At 43.4% G+C, this 22,099-nt stretch carries 14 protein-coding genes; 7 read left to right on the forward strand and 7 right to left on the reverse strand.

Translation table 11 applies throughout. From position 1 onward, the window contains the following. Positions 1-26: 26 nt before the first annotated feature. From recD to recC, 3 genes are read right to left on the reverse strand one after another with little or no spacing between them, the layout of a single operon-like run. Positions 27-1,919: an exodeoxyribonuclease V subunit alpha gene (gene recD, locus FM019_RS07035; protein ID WP_143835214.1), complete on the reverse strand. Its 1,893-nt coding sequence runs from the start codon at positions 1,917-1,919 to the stop codon at positions 27-29. Continuing rightward, positions 1,916-5,548, reverse strand: coding sequence for an exodeoxyribonuclease V subunit beta (gene recB, locus FM019_RS07040; protein ID WP_185969218.1), 3,633 nt, complete (start codon positions 5,546-5,548; stop codon positions 1,916-1,918). The genes recD and recB overlap by 4 nt, the downstream gene beginning before the upstream one ends. Continuing rightward, entirely contained in the window at positions 5,545-8,946 is a 3,402-nt protein-coding gene (gene recC / locus FM019_RS07045; protein WP_143835216.1) for an exodeoxyribonuclease V subunit gamma, read from the reverse strand. The genes recB and recC overlap by 4 nt, the downstream gene beginning before the upstream one ends. 205 nt (positions 8,947-9,151) lie before the next feature. Between recC and xthA the strand changes: the two genes are divergently transcribed. After that, entirely contained in the window at positions 9,152-9,961 is an 810-nt protein-coding gene (gene xthA / locus FM019_RS07050) for an exodeoxyribonuclease III (RefSeq protein ID WP_143835217.1), read from the forward strand. Continuing rightward, the gene (locus tag FM019_RS07055; RefSeq protein WP_143835218.1) at positions 9,962-10,615 is read left to right on the forward strand and encodes an energy-coupling factor ABC transporter permease; all 654 of its coding nucleotides are present in this window, start codon (positions 9,962-9,964) and stop codon (positions 10,613-10,615) included. It abuts the gene before it with no gap. A 110-nt stretch (positions 10,616-10,725) separates the two neighbouring features. Here the strand turns inward: FM019_RS07055 and FM019_RS07060 are convergent, their stop codons facing one another. Beyond that, a complete protein-coding gene (locus FM019_RS07060; RefSeq protein WP_143835219.1) occupies positions 10,726-11,289 on the reverse strand; it encodes a phosphoribosyltransferase in 564 nt (187 codons plus the stop codon). Between the two features lie 111 nt (positions 11,290-11,400). Beyond that, positions 11,401-12,600 (reverse strand): lipoprotein-releasing ABC transporter permease subunit, encoded by a 1,200-nt coding sequence (locus FM019_RS07065; protein WP_143835220.1) that lies wholly within the window; start codon positions 12,598-12,600, stop codon positions 11,401-11,403. Between the two features lie 216 nt (positions 12,601-12,816). On the opposite strand from FM019_RS07065, the gene FM019_RS07070 reads away from it, so the two are divergent. The 5 genes from FM019_RS07070 to FM019_RS07090 all read left to right on the forward strand — a co-directional run bounded on the left by FM019_RS07070 (position 12,817) and on the right by FM019_RS07090 (position 19,592). Next, a complete protein-coding gene (locus FM019_RS07070; protein ID WP_143835221.1) occupies positions 12,817-13,416 on the forward strand; it encodes a PilZ domain-containing protein in 600 nt (199 codons plus the stop codon). Beyond that, entirely contained in the window at positions 13,416-16,910 is a 3,495-nt protein-coding gene (gene mfd, locus FM019_RS07075; protein WP_143835222.1) for a transcription-repair coupling factor, read from the forward strand. Before FM019_RS07070 ends, mfd begins: the two co-directional genes overlap by 1 nt. After that, positions 16,907-18,397, forward strand: a complete 1,491-nt coding sequence (locus FM019_RS07080; protein WP_143835223.1) for a CsiV family protein — start codon at positions 16,907-16,909, stop codon at positions 18,395-18,397. The genes mfd and FM019_RS07080 overlap by 4 nt, the downstream gene beginning before the upstream one ends. A 6-nt stretch (positions 18,398-18,403) precedes the next feature. Continuing rightward, the gene (locus tag FM019_RS07085) at positions 18,404-18,931 is read left to right on the forward strand and encodes a cob(I)yrinic acid a,c-diamide adenosyltransferase (protein WP_143835224.1); all 528 of its coding nucleotides are present in this window, start codon (positions 18,404-18,406) and stop codon (positions 18,929-18,931) included. 76 nt (positions 18,932-19,007) lie between these two features. Further along, complete coding sequence (locus FM019_RS07090) at positions 19,008-19,592, forward strand: DsbA family protein (RefSeq protein ID WP_143835225.1); 585 nt, start codon at positions 19,008-19,010, stop codon at positions 19,590-19,592. 17 nt (positions 19,593-19,609) lie between these two features. Here the strand turns inward: FM019_RS07090 and FM019_RS07095 are convergent, their stop codons facing one another. Then, positions 19,610-20,989 (reverse strand): SLC13 family permease, encoded by a 1,380-nt coding sequence (locus FM019_RS07095; protein ID WP_143835226.1) that lies wholly within the window; start codon positions 20,987-20,989, stop codon positions 19,610-19,612. Further along, positions 20,979-21,995 (reverse strand): beta-N-acetylhexosaminidase, encoded by a 1,017-nt coding sequence (nagZ, locus tag FM019_RS07100; protein WP_143835227.1) that lies wholly within the window; start codon positions 21,993-21,995, stop codon positions 20,979-20,981. The genes FM019_RS07095 and nagZ overlap by 11 nt, the downstream gene beginning before the upstream one ends. Positions 21,996-22,099 lie beyond the last annotated feature (104 nt).

The following is a 22,099-nucleotide window of genomic DNA, read 5'->3' on the forward strand; positions in this document are numbered from 1 at the left end:
TGATACATTGCCAACGCTAATTTAATTCAAACCTGATTCAACCTCTGACTCAATCCGCTACTGCGTCGGCAATGGGATGTTAAACAGTTCAGCAATACATCTTTTTTACTATACAGATGGAAGGATTCTCGCGCGCGAGTTAGCCCAGTGTAAAACAGCTCTCTGCTTAAGCTTGCATTGTGGTGCGCAGCAACGTAATCGGGTAGGCAAAGATGAATGGTTTGAAATTCGGAGCCTTGGCTTTTATGGATCGTCATGGCATAAACCGTGTCATAAGGTGGTAAACGACTCAACAACACACCTCGGATATTATCCGGTCCCTCTTTAAACCAGGCTTTATTAAGCTGAGGATTTTCTGGATCTGGCATGACAATGCCAATATCACCATTGAATAAGCCTAGATTGTGATCATTACTCGATAACATGATCCCATGACCAGCATAATCTGCCTCCCCTAATTCAATGACGCCTTGTTTGACCAGCTCATGTTCAATTTTGTGGTTAATGTTTTCAACGCCCCATTCTCCCGTTTTAAATGCACAAAGTATTTGCTGTTTTTCAAGTTGCGCAAAGGCTTTTGTAACGTCACCGCTCTGGATGGCATCAAAATAGTCATGCAAATTGGCGGCAAAGCGCTGTACCAAATCATTGACGGTGGCGTGCTGATGCCATCGCGTTTGCTCGCCTTTTGCTAAGAGCGTTAACGAAGCATCTATCTGACCATTGATCACCGCTTTAGATAATTGACCTATTTCACTTGCATCCGAAAACCGGTGACTTTTTCGAAGAGTCACCAAAGCGTCTTGCATGGGAGAGTAGCTCTCCTCTTTGCTATTGTTGTTTCGTCCTATGTATTTGATATCAATGCCTGCAGCAGCGCTGATCAAATCAGACATATGCTGACTAAACTGTGCTGTATGCTCCGCAGCCTTAGCCGACTGGCAAATATCGTAGAGTACGCTGCCAGTTTCTACAGACGTCAATTGATTGTGATCACCGAGTAACACGACTCTTGCCTGAGGTGGCAGCGCGTCAAGCAGCTTACACATCAAGGGTAAATCAACCATCGACGCTTCATCTACAATCAACACATCCAAATGCAGAGGATTTGACCGGTTGTGTTTAAACTCGACACTGCGAATTTTAACACCCAGCAATCTATGGATGGTGCTGGATTGAGCATCTAAAGTAGATTGAAAACTCTCTGGTAGGATTTTTTTAGCACCTATTAGTGATTCACTTAATCGTGCTGCGGCTTTACCGGTGGGTGCTACCAGCTTGATCGTTAATGGGCGAGCGTCTTTAGGTTGTAAACCTTGCAATACTGCGAGTAGCTTCGCTACGGTCGTGGTTTTACCTGTTCCAGGCCCACCCGTAATAACACTGAACGACTGGCTTGCAGCAACGCACACCGCAACTTTTTGCCAATCAATCGACTCTTCGACATGTTTATTTACAGAGCTAGCCGCAGGAAACAGTTGGTCAAGGAGTTGTTTAAGATACCCAATGTCCAAATCTATTTTTTTTGATAGACGTCTTTGGATCACTGCGGACAATGCCACTTCATAGTCGTAGTAACGACGCAGATAACCTTGATTATGTTCAAGTACTATCGGCTGGCTCATCTGTTCTTTCGGTCTTGTCGCCACACAACTGGCCTGCGTTAATATTTGCTGTAACGCTGAAACTGAAGTTGTGCCTAATAACGCCAACGTTGCCTCGGGTAAATCGTTCAAATCCAGGCAACTGTCTTGATGCCTAGACCGCTGACTTAACAAACTTGCAAATAAAGCAACACAGATGTTTTGCGGTTTGTTTTGTTGAAAAACAAATTGTCCAAATGCAATATCGAGGCTGTTCAAACCCAGTTCACTAATTTGCGTTTTTGCAGAAATTTCGAAGGTGTTAACTGAATTCATTGCCACAGCCCCAACTGTTGTGGAGACTGTGGCTCTGAGCTTTCAATTTCATTCACTGGCGGCTGATTGTGCGTGCCATCAAAAAGTTGGTCGAGTGCCTCAATGTCACATAATGCTGGTTTGAAATAATAGATACCATGACCAGGAAAGTTAGGTGACATGCCTCGCAAGAACCAATAAAAAGCGCCACCTATATGGTGTTCGTAATCGTAGTCAGCAACTTTAACCTTAAGCCATCGATGCAAAGCCAAGATATATAAAACACTTTGCAGATGATAATCATGATCAATCATGGCTTGTTCTAACTTTTCGGGAATGTATTCCTCATAGGCATCACCGATATGATTGGACTTGTAATCCGCCACATAAAAGCGTCCGTTAACAATAAAGGTTAAATCAATAAAACCTTTCAACATGCCATTAAGTTCCTGGAACTGATAATGCCTTCGTGTTGCAGGAAATATGCGATTGATAAGCGAGTTAAAATCTTTTTCATTGACTTGATGAAGTGGAAGATGGAATTCCATTTCTGCACAGATTTGCGCGCTGGAAAGCTCCTGTAAGCTAAATTGTGTCTGTATTGGTGAAACGTCTGAGTGTTGGTGTAGAGTAATCGGTGTTTGAAGAATTTCCTGCACCCATTTTTCTACTATTGAAAACCACTTATCTTCAATGCCGAACCAAGTTCCTTGTTGTTCGATGACATCAGAAAGTTGATCGAGTTGTTGAAAATCAAAATTTTCGAACACACCGTGCAAAAATGAGCCTGCCTGAGCGCCTCGCGTAAAGCTAAATCGATCCAGCCGAGACTCGTCATCAACCAGCACAGTTTCACTTTCTACCATAGCCGGAGAAAGTGGCTTCTCATCTGTGCCGGGTAGTTCTGCTTCAATATGATGTTGATTTTTGGCAATGGCGGAATAGCTGGTAATACGCCAATTTCGGTTAATGGAACGACTCAACTTAGCGATCTGATAAGTCGTTTCGGCTGAAACTTGTGGCGGCTGATAAACATAGAGTTCAGGCTCAAGCCCAACGCTAACAACCTCTACAGAAGAATGTTTTTGCAATTGTTCCAAGCGCTTAGTTATCGTCTCGTTTGAGGGTAAATCATCAGATTTCAGTAACAATTTCCCCATTGCGGTCAGAGCTAATCCCGATTGTTTACTGGAACGTCCTAATGTCGGATTCCAAATACCAACAAAACAATGGTGAATTGCCCTGGTGAGCGCAACGTACAACAAACGAATGTCTTCAGCTAAACGCTCTTCATCAGCAATTTGCAAACCAAATGGCTGATTCAATGCATCGTACTGTAATTGTCTGTTCTCATCGTGAAAAATCGCTTCAGAAGCCGACCTATATGCACAGGCAAAGGGTACAAACACCAATGGAAACTCCAAGCCTTTTGATGTATGCATGGTGATTATCTGCACCAAATTTTCATCCGTTTCCAGTCGTAATTGTTGAGACTCACTGGCATGGTCAGGCTGTAAAATCTGTTGTCCCAACCAATATACCAGCTGGCTCTCACCAGGCGATGTGACACTCTGTTGCTGTAATAATTCCGTTAAGTGGCGTAAATCAGTGATTTGTCTAAGTCCGTCTTTGTCATTGACAATTAGTCGGGAAAACACATCAAAATGCTGTAAAAACTGATTGAGCACTAACATGACGCTCTGAGTTTGCCAACGTGCACGCCATTTGAGACATTTTTCAACTAACCCTTGCCAGGCAAGTTCGTCTTTAAACAATTCATCCAATTCTGTTGCATTCATGCAAAACATACTGCCCATTAAGGCTGCTTTGAGTTTGCGATCATCGGTTGGATCAGCCAGGGCCGTTAATAATCTATACAGATCATTCGCGGTTTCACTTGCAAAAACACTATGACGAACTTGAAAAACGCATTCCACATTAGCGTCATTGAGTGCCTGTTTAATCATCGCTGCTTCGCTGCGATCACGCACCAGTACGCAACAATCCCCAGCTGTCACCGATTGATTTGTAACGTCACCAGTTTCATTTAATGAACTAATGCTGCCACTTTCTATTAATTCAACAATGGCGTTGGCGGTGTATCGTGCCAGCGCGGGTTTAGCTTTCGCAGCACTGAGAAACTCACTCTTATCAGTTAGATTCACAAAACGCAGGCTTGCCATTTCCCCTTGTTCAGTTTGCACCTGTGTTTTTTCTCTGGCCGGTTTTACCGGTAAAAATGGAATGTCCTGTTCAAATAAAAAGCCGTTTTCGCTGGTTGCAAAAAAACAGTTGACCGCTTCGACAAGATCTCTCTGAGAGCGCCAGTTGGTGTCCAGGGTATAATGATGTTGATCATTTATATCTCGTTTGGCCTGAATATAAGTAAAGATATCAGCACCACGAAAAGCGTAGATTGCTTGCTTGGGATCTCCAATCATGGTGAAGCTATGTTGGGATTGGTTCAGCGGATAGAGGTGGCTAAACAATTCAAACTGAACGTTATCTGTATCTTGAAATTCATCAATTAATGCAGCTTTGAAACGAGCACCAACCGCTTCTGCAAGCGCCTTGCCCTGCTTTTGTGTCAAGGCATCTCTTAGGCGCGTCAATAAGTCATCAGGGGTTAGCAGGTGATTTTGTTGTTTCAACGATTTCAGGTTAATCCTCACCTGTTCAAACGCGTGTTGAAGACGAGCCTGATGATAATCTTGCAACGCTTTTATTCGCAGGCTTTCGGCGTGTTCAAACCGTGAAAAATCTAACATGGAGAGGTCTGGGCTTTTGGTGGACTTAGCTTTTGCCACTCGATCTGGAAAAAAGTCTACCCAACCTTGCTTAAACGGGCACATTAATAATGTGCTATGACAAAACGCATCCATTTGCGAATAAATTTGTGGTTTACCCAACCGGGTATTGCCTTTCAAGTGAGCTTGTTGAAGATGCGCCGAGACTTGATTGGCTAGCCACCATTTTTTCAAGGCAACGCTGGCTTCATCTGCAGCATTGACGTGTTGTTTGGCCGAATCCAATTGTACGATTTTAGTCAAGGAGACCGATTTATGGATTAGCGGTTTTAAATTCGCAAGTAAATGTTGTGGTGTAGACCAAATATTCCTTAACCATAAGGCTTCATGTGCATCCAATGGCACGATGAAACGACGCCAGTAATCTTCTACCGCCAGTTTTAACCAGCTTGATTCATCCAATTCAAATTGTTCACCAAAGGCGCTGCCACTCTCAAACGCATACTCTGCTAGCATTTTTTGGCAGAAACTGTGGATAGTATAGATCGCTGCCTCGTCCATTTGCTTTTCAGCTAAAGACAAGGTTTCACATGCCTTAGATAAATCCTCGGTATCGTCTATCAATTTTTGGATAAAGCCATCGTCGCTGTACCCTTGGTAAAAATCCAAATAGCATTGATGAATACGAGCTCTTATACGCTCTTTCAACTCCGCCGTGGCAGCATTAGTAAAGGTGACAACCAGAATATTTTCAACGGATAAATGTCCCAAATGCGCACAGTTGTGTCCCAAAATTAACCGTAAATACAAGTTAACAATGGTGTAGGTTTTGCCCGTTCCCGCACTGGCTTCTATCAATGCCGCCCCTTTTAATGGGAATCGATAGGTATCTAAAATATTCACGATTTCACTTCCCATTGGTACATAGGCGCGACAACCTGTTGGGATATCTCATCGAAACGGTCAAGCACCTCTTGCAATTGCGGAAACATTCGCTGGATATTCGCCTCTTGGCCTTCGCCACTAACCATATAATTTCCATCAAAAACAGCAATAGCTTTATTCAAGTCGCCAGTTTCTATCCAAGTTGCCGCACTATTTGGAAAAAACGGCAAAGGCTCATTGAGCCCATTTTGATAGACCTGTATTAGTTTGGCGAGCTCGCTACGCGCCTCCTTGGGTTCTACGGCCGATAACGTAAAGCTTTTGTCTTTGGCAACAAAAATTCCTTGAAGGTCGCCTGAGTTTGCACTTTTGTTTGAATTTTGCATCGCGCAATAGCTCAACCAAAGTAGCCAAAGTTTGAGTTTGTCCTGTCCGCGTAATTTACCAGGCCTGAACAAAATCAAGTTATGGTTAAAAATGTCTTGCACCCAGCCCTGTAAATTGAATTCGCCTAATACGATGTCAACTTCGGCACGTTGTTTTTTTTGTTCTCCCGTCGCGTCCATCACCCGTTGCAAGAATTCTTCATTGTCTAAAAAGATATCCTTGGCATCTAGTTTACCGATTTCTCCGATTGGCAAAATGCCCTGCGATTGCCACTGAGCCAGCGCTTGAGATTCCAGTCCAGCGGCATCAAAGCTTGCTGATGTCGCTTTTTCAACGAGGGTTTGGTTCATGTGATAACGCAGCAAGCCATCGATGTTAAATGGCTCCTCGTCAACGAGGGAGTCATGGTAGATTTGCAAACCAGTGCGCCAGCGAAAGTGAAAAAAGTAGCGCGCAGGATTGACATAAAACGCCACCAATTCATTTAGTTCAATATTCGATGAACCCAATTCCTCTGGCTTTGGCAAAGCTTCAGTGATAAATGGCGATGCGATCTCTGTCAATTGGCGCTGATTGATTACCGACAACCAATGTTGTTGAAAACTCAATGACAGTTTTCCACCCTGGCGAAAATAAGGTTCACTGAATGGTTGCAAATGATGACTAAATTGGATGTGTTGCAACATCCGGTCGTTTGTCGAATCGGCAAGATCTTCAACAGGTGCAGATAAACAAAAAACACTCAGGCAATAGTCTGTTAACTCAGAAACCAAAATGGATGGGTTGCGATCAGAGTTGTCTCTGGCACTTGCACCAATAAAACTAATATAAAGCTGTTGTCTGGCGGACAATAACGCTTCTAAAAACAAATATCGGTCATCTTGTCTTCGAGAGCGATCCCCGCGTCTTGCGCTACTATGTCTGACTAAATCAAATCCAATAGGTACGGTTTGACGAGGATAATCTTGATCATTCATTCCCAAAAGACACACTTGCGAAAATGGAATGCTGCGCATCGGCATCAATGTACAAAAATTTACCGTGCCGGCCAGAAAACGTTGCCCTACCCCTTTACTTTGTATGCTTTCTTTAACGGCCGAATAAAATATGTCTTGTTCAATTGGAGCGTCGTATTGCTGATGATGCTCAGCTATGGATTCTATCCCTTGACGCAGCTTATTCAGAAAAACCTGTTGCTCTTCTGGTACTAAATAAAATCGATCAATAAACTCAAGGGCCGCTTCGCTTTTACTCTGCAGCGGCGCCTGTAGAGAGCAAAACTGCATCATGTCATGCAGGCACTTGGCAAATTCATATAACTTGCCTAACGCTAAGGCATTTTGCCCTTCGATATCAAGATAAGGTGATATAAAGGAATATCGATTTTTGGTGTCTTCGTCGGCGATTCGCTCGAACAGGTTGTGACCTGACATGGCATAGCCTGCAATCAGGCGTTCCAATGCGAATAAAAACGTATTTTGAAAAGTCTCCGGTAACAACCAACGTTGTTTGTCTTCGTCATCCCATCCCCATCTGAAGCCTGAGTCTGTCAACCAAAATCGAATGTTTTCATAGTCATCAAGCGTTATTTCGAACTTTGCCGCGATAGCGGGCACTTCCAACAATGTCAAAACATCTGTCAGGCCTAAACGACTTTGATGCAAGCTCAACATTTGTAGAAAACTGTCAACAACATCTGACTCTTGTGTAACGTTCCGATCGGAAATGCTGTAAGGGATGAACATGTCTGTTGTCATGCTGCCAAAGACACCGTCAATATAGGGCGCGTAGCTTGCAACGTCAGGCATCATTACAACGATATCGGTTGGATTAAGCTGAGGATTGGCTTCAAATTGATGGAGCAAAAAATCATGCAGAACTTCTAGTTCTCTGATTTTAGAATGACAACTGTGAATTTGTATTGAATTGTCGTCAGTCGCGACAATTATTTTGGGAAACTGCTCTCCGTCTCCTAATAATTCCTCTGCGCTTAGGGGCAGATGGCTCCCTCGCATGGTTAAATTCAGCACTTCAGATTGCAGCGTTTCGAGCATATTTTGGGGTTCGTATTCAATAAAATAATCATGTTGTTCGGCACTGCTCATCAACAACATTTCGTGGTAGTCCCTGCCCGGTTTCCCCCAACTAGCCAACAGCGGATTACCAACGTCTAAATATCCATCGTTGGGATTTTTTTCTGCGGGTTGAGACTGTGCGCTTAATCGACGTTTTACTCGGGTCTTTTCATCGACGATGTCGCCCCAGTATTGCGCACAGGGGTTGCACCAAAAAAGAAAAACGTCTCGATTTTGACCAATGGCTTCAAACACCTGCAATTGCTGCTGCGGAAGTGCTGAAATACCAAAGATATACAAAGGCAGCGGTTCTTTTTCCAAGTTATCGCGGCTAATTTTTTCGATTAGCTGTGAATGAAGGTTTGCACGGTGATACGTTGATTCACCCAGAGATTCGGTTTCTTCCACCAGCGCACGCCATAAAATCACTTGCCATTGGTGATTGTCGATAATCGATGGTTCAAAAGATGGATCAGCAAGCTCGCCTCCAGACTCCCAACTCATGATCCAATCAGGTCGGTAGACTTGGTATTGATCATAAACGTCGGCGATTTTTTGGCAAAGTTGAAACAAGGTAAACTGACTACCCTGTTTAACATAATCATTTACCTGCGAAAATGCTGGATGTGAAAGGTAACCGGGTAACACCTGCATCAATTTCCAAGTCATATTATCTTTGGTAAAAGACGAGGTTGTAGGCAAGTCATCAAAATACGCTTGATATTGGTTCCAGATATAACTTGAAGGAAGCGGAAAATCGATATTTGCGGCAATGTTTAGTGAATTGGCAATGTCAATTTTAAGCCACTGAGCCATACCTGGGCTTTGTACAATAATTGTGTCGGGCTGCAGAATTCTTTGCAGGTTATCCTTGGCATAGCCAGAGGTTTTAATTAATGCGATGAGTTGTTGCTGCAGAACTTCCATTTTGTTTGATTGAATCAAATGCAGCACAAAAATACCCTCATATTATTTTTCATTTTCCCTTCGCCGCATTATTTTCTGCGTTTCATGGTAACCGGTTTGGGTCCCTAAAACCAAGCAAAAATAGCGGCATTCAGACAGGCGATAGACCGATGTAATTACTGGAATTTAAGCCGAAACGAGTTTAGCCGCGATGGAATGTTTGCTAGCATTGTTATCTTTGCATGGAATCATTATGAAATTTGTCTCGTTCAATATCAATGGCATTCGGGCACGCTTGCATCAACTTAGTGCATTGATAGAAAAGCACCAGCCGGATGTGATTGGGCTACAAGAAATTAAGGTGCACAATGATCAGTTTCCCATTGATGATGTCGCGGCTTTGGGTTATCACGTTTATTTTCATGGACAAAAAGGCCACTATGGCGTGGCAATGTTGTGTAAACAAAAGCCTTTGGACGTGCAATACGGCTTCCCCTCAGACAGTGAAGATGCCCAACGCAGAATGATCATGGTGACCTATCCTATGCCCAATGGAGAGCCAGTGCGTGTATTAAATGGCTATTTTCCGCAGGGTGAAAATCAATCTCACGAAACTAAATATCCTGCCAAACGAAAGTTTTATCAAGATTTGATGGGTTACCTAACCCAACATCATCAGAATGATGAAAATGTTGTTGTCATGGGTGATGTTAATATTTCGCACACGGATATGGATATCGGAATAGGTGAAGACAACCGCAAACGTTGGTTGCGGACAGGAAAATGCAGCTTCCTGCCGGAAGAGCGTCAATGGCTAAACGATTTGTTTAAATGGGGATTTGAGGATGGGTTCCGGAGCCTAAATCCTGATGGTTCAGAGCATTACAGCTGGTTTGATTATCGTTCTAAAGGCTTCGATGATAATCGCGGATTACGCATCGATTTGATCCTCGCCACCAAGACTTTGCACCAGCATCTAAAAGATGCCGGTATCGATTATGAATTAAGGGGAATTGAAAAGCCTTCTGATCATGCGCCGATATGGGCAACTTACGAGTCCTAGATGTTTGATATTACCTTCATTCAATCGATAGCGTGGCTGGTATATTTAGGCAGCATTGTATTTATCCTTAGAAAAGTATCTTTTGCCGAATTTGTTGAAGATAAGAAAAAGCAACATCTTGTTCTAGGCGCGTCGATTTCTGTTTTCGGGTTATGGCTGTTCAGAGTGGGTGTTACACCGGGCTTGGACGTTCACTTTTTATGGCTTACCGCAATGACACTGTTATTGGGATTGCGGTGGGCGCTGTTAAGTGGGTTTATTACGCTATTTGTCGCTACCCTTGCCGGTTATGATGGATGGGGTATGTTTGGCGTGAACGGATTGTTGGGAATTACGGCCCCAATACTAATCAGCTATCTCATATATAACTTTTCATTTCATAAACTGCCCAGACATTTTTTCGTCTATGTGTTCTTCTGCGCATTTTTTGCCGGGGCTGCGATGATTGCACTTAAGATGTTATTACTGGGCGGTTACTATTACCTTGAGAGTTTTTACCCGGCGGATATCATTGTTGATACCTATTTAATGTTGATCCCTTTATTACTTTTCTCGGAAGGTATGTTAAACGGTATGACAATGACTTTGTTGATTATTTATAAACCCACTTGGGTGTATACGTTCTACGATAAATATTATTTGAAAGACAAATAACACTTAAAAAGGCAATCCTTGTTGCGCATAAGCATTTTTCGTTACAAAGGTGATTAGTGTGACCAGAGCGGAGGCAGCAAAGGCTTCCGCTCTGGGGAAACTACTAAGCGTTACTTATCAAAAAGAATATCGTGAACATTTTTTAGATCGGTTTTTCCTTCCATAATCTCGTCCGGCGTCAGCCCAGAGATTTCATGAGGGAAAACTAACCACTCATCGCTTTCATGAATCGAGTAGTTAGGAACAAGTTGTGTCTTGTTATTCGCGGGTTTGTAATATGGACAAGCTACGCGTATATCACCTGGCATATTACGTCGTGACAATTTTTTAATTTGCTTGATCAAGGCTTCGACACTGCGACCCGAATCAAACACATCATCGACAATCAGCAACGCATCATCCGCATTGGCGTTTTCAATCAAGTAATGTAAACCATGCACTTTGATCTCTTTAGATTGTTTGTCGATGCCATAATATGACGATGTCCGCACGGCAATGTGGTCTGTATCCACTTTTTTGTAGTCAAAATATTCTTGCACTGCAATCCCGATAGGCGCGCCACCTCGCCAAATACCTACGATAAAGTGCGGACGAAAGCCGTCTTGATAGACTTTTGCCGCGAGGCGGAATGAATCTTCAAGGAGCTGCTGTGCAGTTATATATGTTTTTTGCATTAACTAACCTTAGTGTGTAATTCAATGTTCAGTGACGTATCACTAATTTCAATGTGCGATAGTATAAAGTATCGTGAAACAATTCGCTTCATTACCTTTTGCTCGTTTACGTTATTCATACTTCAACGCTTCTGCTGGCCGAACTCTCAAAGCCCGATAAGCAGGATAAAGTGTCGCGGCGAAGCATAGTCCTATGGATAACATGACCAAAGAGGCAATTTGTGGCCATTGAACATCTACGGGCAACCCCTGACCGTCTCCGATGGCCACAGGCACATTAAGAAGTTGCAGCAAATTGTTAAGCTGCCATACCACCAACAAGCCCCCAATGAGTCCAATAACAGTGCCTTTAACGCCGTTATACAACCCATTGATAAGAAAAATCGACAGTATCTGGCGCCCGTTCATACCCTGTGTGCGTAAAATTGCGATATCACCTTGCTTTTCGGTCACGATCATTACCAAAGCAGAAATGATATTAAACGCGGCCACCGCAATAATCAGCAGTAGCATCAAGGACATCATGTTTTTTTCCATTTTCACTGCGTCAAACAGTGGTCCTTGGCGAGCTCGCCAATTAGTTGTGGGTAAATCAATATCGGCTTCAACCTGTTGGTATTGAAATGCATCATGCAAAAACAATCGAGTTTGACTCACATCTTCAGCTTTTTTTCGCAATAATTTAGCACTGTCATGGATATGCACGTATGCGACTTTATCATCCATTTGTGAGGCCAGATCAAAAATCCCTACGACATTAAATAAGCGCTGACTTGGCATTCTGCCAAACGGACTGTAACTGCTAGCACCGGCAGAAATGAGCCGTAGTTGATCGCCTGGACGTATGCTGAGTTGAGTGGCTAACGCTCGGCCTATAACAACATTGTATTGACCTGCTTGCAGATCTGATAACGTACCGTAAACCATATTATCAGCCAAAACCGAACTGTTCTGCATAAACTCGGGATCAATACCGTGGATCAGTACACCTTGTATTCCTCGACGAGATTGCACAATGCCTTCACTTTCAGAGAATGCTGAGCTAAAAGCCACAAGCTCATGGGAAGAATAATCTACTCTTAGCGTGTCATCTTGCTTCAGCGTATCAACGACAATATGCGGAGTTATTCCCAACATTCTGGTTTTTAACTGCAATTCGAAGCCGTTCATGACAGATGAGACGGTAATCAACGCCAACATACCCAATGCAATCCCCACCACCGAAAACAGGTTGATGAATGCAATAAAGTGCGTTGATTTGCTTGCCTTGGCATATCGCAGACCAATGAATGCAGAAACAGGGTATGACATAGTTAAAAGTAGGCCTAAACAAAATACGATGAGACAAACATTCAAAAAGAATGGTCTTTTTGACTGTTCACTGCGTTGAATAAACTGGCATAATACGTGTTTGATTCGACGCATACAACATGCGAACACCATGCAAAGGTTGGAATAACCGAGTTAAAGTACGGATCAATTTGGCACAATGCTGATATGCTCTAATTAAACTGAATTGAGGACGTTATGGATCCAGCCAGTCTTGAACAAAAAATGGCACAATTTCATGAGTTTTTTACCATCAAGCACACTCTGAGTGTCAATATGATCCCGTTAGGGCAAGATTATGACTTACCTCATGTGAGCCGCTTAGTGGATCAAATGCCCTACGCATTTCAAATTGCTGCACAGATGTCTGCTGTTGATACTCAAGCTTTAAGACCCCTGCGTAATCTTGGCGAACATGCAAAAGACCTCGCAGACTTTCTCAATCAACAAAACAAAAAAATCGATTTAATGATGTCGTTTATTTTACAGCAGCAAGATCAGCCAGAACACCGTTATCAGTCGATTGAATTTGGCGGAGGCGGTTTAGTGTTATTGAGCGATAAGCCTTTCGCTGAAGGAGAATATGCTGAGTTAAAGATATTTCTCAGTGCCGAAGCCGCGGGTGTCTATTGTATTGGCGAAGTAGTTGAATCGAAACAATGTGAAAATGGTTTTCAAATATCGCTTTTGTATAGCCGCATTAGAGAAGAAGATCAGGAACTACTGGTGCGCGCCAGTCTGCATCAACAAACGTTGCAACTTCGCGCTCGTGCGAAACAACAAAACGAAACAAATTAATGGTAACAAGTATTTTTTCACCGGATTTACCCAAGAAACCCGGTTTTATTGCTCAATGGGGCAATCTTCAAGGCAGTAGTTTATCTCTGGCGATCACTCAAGGCGCACGGGCCAACAAGGGGTCAACACTACTTGTCACGGCTGATACGCCAACTGCACTGAAACTTGAAAAAGAGTGTCACTTCTTTTTGCAAGGCGATAACCAAGACCAGATTGATGTCAAATTGTTACCCGATTGGGAAACCCTCCCCTACGATAATTTTTCGCCCCATCAAGACATCGTTTCGCAGCGTCTGGAAACACTTTACGAATTGACCCAGAACAAACGCTGTATTTTCATAGTTCCCGTTAATACCTTGCTGCAACGATTAGCACCCATTGACTTTATGGGGCAATACTTGTTGATCCTCAACACTGGTCAAACATTGAACGTTAAAGAGTTCACCCTTGGTCTGGAGAAATCTGGCTACCAAAATGTTAGCCAGGTCATGAGTCATGGGGAATACAGTATCCGCGGCAGTATCATTGATTTGTTTCCAATGGGCAGCAATCAACCGTTTCGTATCGATTTGTTTGATGATGAAATCGATACAATCAGAGTATTCGACCCCGATAATCAGCGCTCCGGAGATACCGTCGAGGGGATCAAATTATTACCCGCCAGAGAATTTCCAACTGATGAACCTGCGATCAAACGATTCAGACAACAGTATCTTGAAAAATTTGATGCAAACAACAGTAAAGAGTCAGTCTACTACCAAGTGGGTAAAGGCTTGATGCCTGGAGGGATTGAGTATTATCTCCCACTATTTTTTGAACACACCTCGACACTATTTGATTATTTGCATCAAGACACCTTGATTATGACCCATGGTGACCTGAGTTCAGCGTGCGAATTTTACTGGGCAGATTTAACAGAACGATATGAACAACATCGATATAACCCTGCTCGGCCGTTGCTCGAACCCAATGATATCTGTCAACGTTACGATGAGCTGTTTGGTGGATTGAAGCGCTGGCCTAGAGTTAACTTAAACTCAATGCCCTCTGATACGTCCAAAGCTGGGAGCGTCAATTTTCAGATCGAAGCAATCGGTGACATATCCATAAAACATCAAAATAAGGTTCCTTGGACAAGCCTTAAAAGCTCTCATCAGGCTTGGTTGAAAAATGGTCAGAAAGTCTTATTTTGCGCTGAGTCCCAGGGCCGTCGAGAAAGTTTAGTGGAATTGCTGGCCAAGGCAGACATTAAAGCAAAGGTTTTTGATGACTTACCCAGTTTTCTAGCCAGCCATGAAAAAATTGGTATCACTATTGGTCTTGCCGAGCACAGTTTTCAATTGTTAGAAAACGACGCTGCACTAGCATTTGTAACTGAAACGCAATTATTAGGTCACAAAATAAGTCAAAGACGATTGCGTGAAAAACGTCAAGCGACCGACGAAAGTGCAGTGATCCGCAACCTTGCAGAATTGGCCGAAGGTCAACCTGTGGTACATCTAGATCATGGGGTTGGACGCTTTATTGGCCTGCAAACCCTAGACGCTGGTGGCGTCACAACAGAATACCTCACCATAGAGTATGCAAAGGAAGCCAAACTTTATGTTCCTGTGGCTTCCTTGCATTTAATCAGTCGCTACAGTGGCGGTGATTTAGAACATGCTCCCCTGCACTTTTTAGGTTCCGATACGTGGAGCAAAGCAAAGAAAAAAGCAGCGGAAAAAGTGCGCGATGTCGCTGCACAATTGTTAGATGTGTATGCCCGGCGTGCAGCCAAGCCAGGATTCGCCTATAAAATTGACTGGCCAGAGTATCAAGCCTTTGCAGACAGTTTTCCGTTTGAAGAGACTGTTGACCAGCAACAAGCTATCAGCGCGGTTATTCAAGACATGGGCAGTCCCAACGCAATGGACAGGCTTGTCTGTGGTGATGTTGGCTTTGGTAAAACCGAAGTTGCCATGCGCGCCGCTTTTTTGGCGGCTAATCAAGGTAAACAGGTCGCCATATTGGTGCCTACGACACTGCTTGCACAGCAACACTACGAAAACTTCAAAGACCGATTTGCCCAGTGGCCATTTCAAATCGAAGTAATGTCTAGATTCGTTACCGGTAAAAACCAGAAATCGGTGATGTCAGGCATTGAACAAGGTAAAGTCGATATTGTGATAGGCACGCATAAGCTACTGCAAGATGATATTAAATTTAAAGACTTAGGTCTGGTTATTATTGACGAGGAGCATCGCTTTGGCGTGCGTCAAAAAGAGAAATTTAAAGCTTTGCGAGCCGACGTAGATATTCTTACCCTGACAGCAACACCCATTCCACGAACACTGAATATGGCACTTAGTGGTATGCGTGATTTATCCATAATTGCAACGCCTCCTGCAAAAAGGCTCGCCATTAAAACTTTTGTTCATCAACGCAGCAAGGAGCTACTGCGCGAAGCCATTATGCGTGAGATATTACGCGGCGGCCAAGTGTACTTTTTACACAATGAAGTTGAGTCGATTGAAAAAACCGCTGCTGAAATTGCAGAAGTAGTGCCTGAAGCACGCATTGCCATCGGCCACGGCCAAATGCGAGAGCGGGAACTCGAATCTGTTATGAGCGATTTTTATCACCAGCGGTTTAATGTGTTGGTGTGCACGACAATTATCGAAACAGGTATCGATGTGCCATCTGCCAACACGATTATTATGGATCGCGCTGACCACCTTGGTTTGGCGCAGCTTCACCAGCTTAGAGGACGTGTGGGTCGCTCGCATCATCAGGCATACGCCTACTTACTTACGCCTCATCCAAAAAGAATGACCCGTGACGCGAAAAAACGGTTGGATGCTATTTCAACCTTGGAAGATTTAGGTGCAGGTTTCGCATTGGCGACCCACGACCTGGAAATTCGAGGAGCTGGGGAATTGCTCGGCGACGATCAATCAGGCCAAATAGCCACTGTTGGATTCTCGCTATATATGGATATGCTTGAGCAAGCCGTTGAAGCATTAAAAGAAGGCAAAGAGCCCTCGCTAGAGGATGCCCTTTCAGCACAAACAGAGATTGACCTGAGAGTACCTGCATTGTTACCAGAAGATTACATTGGTGAAGTGAATACCAGATTATCCTTGTATAAAAAGCTGGCAGGATGTAAAGATCTTACTGCAATTAAAGAATTTCAGATTGAACTGATTGATCGATTCGGACTTTTACCTGATCCTGCTAAGAATCTGGTGAAAATTGCAGAAATGAAATTACAGGCCAAGGGCTTGGGAATAAGTAAAATAGACGCGACACTAAAAGGCGCAGTCATTGAATTTACAACAGATACTAAAGTTGAGCCGGGTTACTTAATTCGTCTAATTCAGACTAAACCGCAAAAATTCAAACTAGAAGGTCCTCAAAAATTGAAAGTTGTTATAGAAAATGAGTCAGTGAAGCAACGCATCAATGCCGTCGATAATCTATTAAACGATTTACAAGGCCAGGTTAAAGCCGCGTGAAAATCTTCAATAAAAACCTGTTTAGATTGAAACATATTAGCTTTTGCAATGTTAGTCGCCTGTGCTGGGTTGGATTGCTGACATTTGTTGCACTGACCAGCATGCAAAGCAACGCTCAGGAACGTGAATGGTGGTTCGACATCGAAGTCATTGTTTACAAAAGAAATATATCTCCCAGTGAGGTAATGGAAAACTTTGCTCCGAAACTTCGTCTAGTTGATACACAAATGAGCATTCCATTGTTGCGTGAATATGTTCAACCGGACTTGAACTATCTTTATCAAAGTTTGCCCCTTTGTTTTGCACCTGCAAAAGAAATTAGGCCAATACAAGCGATACCCGAATTTGACCTAGCGTTAGCACCTGCTCCTGATTTATCAGTTCTTGATGATTTAATGCAATTAGATAGTAATGAAAACGACCGATTCGTTGAGCAGCAAGATATTTCTGAGAATGTTCAAGCCGAGCAAATGGTAAGGGAGGCGCTTGCACCCACTACTGTTTTATCTGGCGAGGCTGCAGACGGAATAGCTGAGAGCAAAACGGCGGCGTTAAGCGTTTGGATAGATTCTATTTATTTAACCGAATTTACAACACCAGATCCGATTTTATGTCGTTTTGAAAATGAAACCGCTCCAACGTTATTTGTTGAAAAAGTGCCAACGTTAGTCACCGAGCGAGAGTGGCCCCTGCAAAAGCATCCTCAGCTACTTTCAAGTGAAAGTCTGCAGTTAAGTGACTTTGCTCGTGATATTAACCGTCAACGGGGTTTGTCTCTTATGTCGCATTTTGCTTGGCGACAGCAAGTGTTTTTTGGTCAAGAGAATGCGACACCGCTTCACTTAATCGCCGGTGAAAATTTTGCTGACAGATTTGTTGCCGATGGAACTCTCAAACCCAAAAAATCTGAAAAAAGCGATGATTACGTGGCGCTCGACACAGTGCAGCAGAATTCAGCGGAAGATATCTCAAAAGAACTTGAAAACGAAGCGCCACCGTTAACACCATCCAACGCATTTAGTCTTGTAGATAAAATTCGTGAAGCCCTAGCTAACGAGCAATTTCAATATGATCCAGATGACTATCAAGTATCTGAGCTGGATAACGTGGCAGAATTGGAAAGCCTTAACGACAAGCACAGTGATAGTCAAAAGGTACAAGAGCACGACCTATGGGAATTGGATGGCAATTTAACCGTGTTTCTACGCTATATTCAACGCACCCCTTACTTGCATATTGATGGCGATCTCGATTTCAGGTCACCGGTATTTGATCAGCCTCTTTATCTACAGAATCAACCTGATGATTCTGCCGTTGAAATGCCTGGGCTAAAGGAACCAGATAGATTGCAGAGTTTCCCTTTCCAACAGCTCAGAAGAGTGATCAGCAAACAAATTCATTATTTTGATCACCCGATGTTTGGTTTAATTGTACAGATCCGACGGTATGATTTTCCCGAACCCGCCAAATCTGAACAACAACAGTAGAAAGCAGTGAAGATATATACAAAAACAGGTGATAAAGGTCAGACGCAGATCTATGCAGACAAGATGGTCCGCATGGAAAAAAGCGCTGACGTACTGGAGTGTTACGGCACACTGGATGAGTTGAATGCACATATCGGCTTGTTGCTGAGCGAGAATAGCGATCCGATTATATTGTCGCAACAATCCCTTTTGCTAGATATTCAAAAGAATCTGTTCCAAATTGGTTTTGCCATTTCTGCTACCAGTTCCATGGATCAAAACGCAGTCTCCGAGTTAGAGTTAAGGATCGATGAACTACAGGCATCACTCCCCGCTCAAACGCATTTTCTTTTACCTGGTGGCCATAAAACCGCAGCGCAAACCCATGTTTGCCGGACGGTGGCACGTCGGGCCGAGCGAAGGCTTGTTGCGTTAATCTCTGACTACCCCGTCCCTGAATCTTGTTTGAGTTATGTCAATCGCTTGTCTGATTACTTCTTTATCTTGGCTCGAAAAATTAATATTCATCATCAAGTCAAAGAAACAACCGTTTGAAATGTCTCAACAAGCTTGTTGGTGACGGAAAATGCAACTACGCTCTAGTTTTTTGCTAGCAGGTTAGACAACGATTATGACAATACCTATCCCCCATCGCGCGAGTGGCTTTGTAATGGGTGCAGCTAACGCAAATGTGACAATTGATGTGTTTGTTGATTTGCAATGTCCCCACTCTAAGCAAGCGTGGCCAACGCTTATGTCATTAGTAGAACATTATAAAAATCAATCCGTTAGCTTACGAACACACTTGATCACCCTGAGTAATCATCGACAAGCATGGGATATGAGTTTGGGACTGTTTGCTTTTGCCCAAGGCGACGTTGAACGTTTTTATTCGTTTGCCTCATTCATGTATCAAAACCAAGAGCAGTTTTACAACGCTGAATTTAAACACAAAACCCATAATGATTTGCAACAGCTCGTTGCGGACTTAGCGCAACAACATGCCCAGATAAATAGAGAAGCGTTTATAAAACGAATGGCTGATGAAGATATTTACATTCTTGCCCGCACACCAATCAGGTATGCGGCTACGCGAGCGGTGTGGGCAACACCAACAATGTTTGTAAACAATGGCGCAAAGCTGCCCGTAAATCATCGTTCGCCCCTTGAACATTGGATAGCACTCATTGATCCCTTGTTGTCTGATGAAGCTTAACAAGTTTCGGTTCGCCGTCAGGTTCGGGTGAAAATAGTAACAAGTGTAATGACGCCTGCCGCAATGAGGTTTAATACAAAGCCTTCTCTTGCCATGGTTTGAATTCTCACTTTATCTGTACCGTAAACGATCGCATTGGGCGCTGTGGCCACAGGCAACATAAATGCGCAACTCGCACTAATAGCCGCTGGCATCATTAACAACACCGGATCAATGCCTGCCGCTACGCCAGCGGTAGCCAGTATTGGCATTAATAACGTTGCGGTAGCAGTATTTGAGGTAATTTCGGTTAAGAATGTAACAAACAAGCAAATACTCAATATTAGCAAAGGGGTGGGAAGTTCAGACAAACCGGTTAACCATCCACCCATGACTTCGCTTAATCCTGAAGCGGTGAACGCTTTTGCAATACAGATACCGCCAGCAAATAATAACAACATACCCCAAGGAATCGAAACAGCGGTGTTCCAATCCAATAACGAATCTGATTTTCCTTTTTCTGTTTTATTTCCAGAAGGCACCAAAAACATCAGCACAACACCAATCAATGCAATGGTGCTGTCTCCAACCTTTGGCATATTTAGCCATTCACTCCAATAAGGTCTGGTTACCCAGGCTATGGCGACACATCCGAATACTGTCAAAACTCGCTTTTCTGCGCTGCTCCAGGTTCCAACTTTAGGAAGATGACAATCTTCCATCTGCGATAACCCGCGCGTTAACCACATCGCCATGAGTGGAATTGCAATGATTACTATCGGGATCCCTGTTTTCATCCATTCCAGGAAATTTATTTCCTTGCCCTGCGTCTCGCTGTAAACACTCATAAATATGATATTTGGTGGTGTCCCTACCGGTGTCCCCACACCTCCAAGGCTGGCCGCGTAAGCGATCCCCAAAATCAGCGCTGTGACAATTCGAGGATTGTTAATATGGGGTATCACCGCCAATACAATGGGCAATAACATCAGCGTGGTAGCAGAATTAGAAATCCACATGCTCAAAATAGCAGCAGTTAACATGAAGCCTAACAGCAACCTTTTAGCATTTTGACTTCCCGTCATCCTTAACATGTAAATGGCCAAACGCTGATGAACATTAGACTTCTCTAATGATTTCGATAGCATAAATGCACCCATCAACAGCATAATGACGTGACTACCCAATGCCGATGCTGCCTGTTGATGGGTTAATACGCCCGCCATAGGAAACGCGAAAAACGGAATTAAAGAGGTGACTGGAATGGGTAAGGCTTCAGACACCCATAAAACTGCTACAAATAAGGTTATCGCGGCTGTCGAGGCAATCTGATTAGGCTCACCAATGCTAACAAGAATGAAGAACAACAGAAGCGAGACAACAAAAGCTCCCGCAACAATGGGGTATTTAATCTGCATGAAAAGCGTCCAATTTAGCGCTTACGGAGCGATAGCGGGGGGTCTTTTTTAATGCTTCAAATGTTAGCTGAACTGGTGACTTTAACATCGTCCTAGTCCTTTTTGATGATGGTGTATTGTTATCTAACTGATCCAATACCTCAATGGCACCTTCAGGGTTATTACACACTAATGTCATGTCAGCGCCAGCAACCAGTGCAGCATGCGCGCGCTCTGCGTAAGACCCAAGATGCTCCGCGCCTTTCATCGACAAGTCATCAGAAAAAACCACGCCATCAAACCCCATTTGCTGGCGCAAAATATGCTGTATCCATATCGAAGAAAAGCCAGCAGGCAAAGTATCCACTGCGGGGTATATAACGTGTGCTGGCATGACTGCATCTAGCAGCCCTCTTTGCTGAATCGCCTGAAATACTTGCATGTCGATCGACATGATATCCTCTTTGCTTCGCGTATCTATCGGCATAGCAATATGTGAGTCCTCTTTAACATTTCCATGACCAGGAAAATGCTTGCCAGTCGCCTTCATGCCAGCCTCATGCATACCTTGAATAAATGCACTGGCAAGAGGAACAATATGTTGCGGCATTGGATGAAAACTGCGATCACCAATCACCTCACTGATCCCACAAATATCTAACACCGGGGCAAAGCTGATATCAATATCTAATGCGAGTAACTCTGAAGCCATCAACCAAGCAAATTCTGAAGCTAACGTTAGAGACTGTTCGTCCGGTACTGTAACTTCTGACCACAATTTACCCATCGCGGGGATTTTGCTAAAGCCTTTACGAAACCGCTGTACTCTGCCCCCTTCATGGTCTACTGCAATGAGAATATCATCTTTGGCACTTTGACGAATTTGTCTGACAAGTTCGGCTAATTGTTGCGGATCATGATAATTTCGTGTGAATAGGATTAATCCACCGACTAGAGGATGGGCAAGAACTTCTCTTTCCTCTGAAGATAGCTCGAATCCTGCAACGTCCAGCATTATTGGGCCCATACGGCACTCTTTTTGATTAGATTCTGTTAAAACTATAAAAGAATGAAAAACATAACTAAAGTGAAATTGTCATCTAATTGTACGCTGCTCTCCTTCTTTCGATT

The organism is Aliiglaciecola sp. M165 (assembly GCF_007197995.1).
GTDB lineage: Bacteria > Pseudomonadota > Gammaproteobacteria > Enterobacterales > Alteromonadaceae > Aliiglaciecola.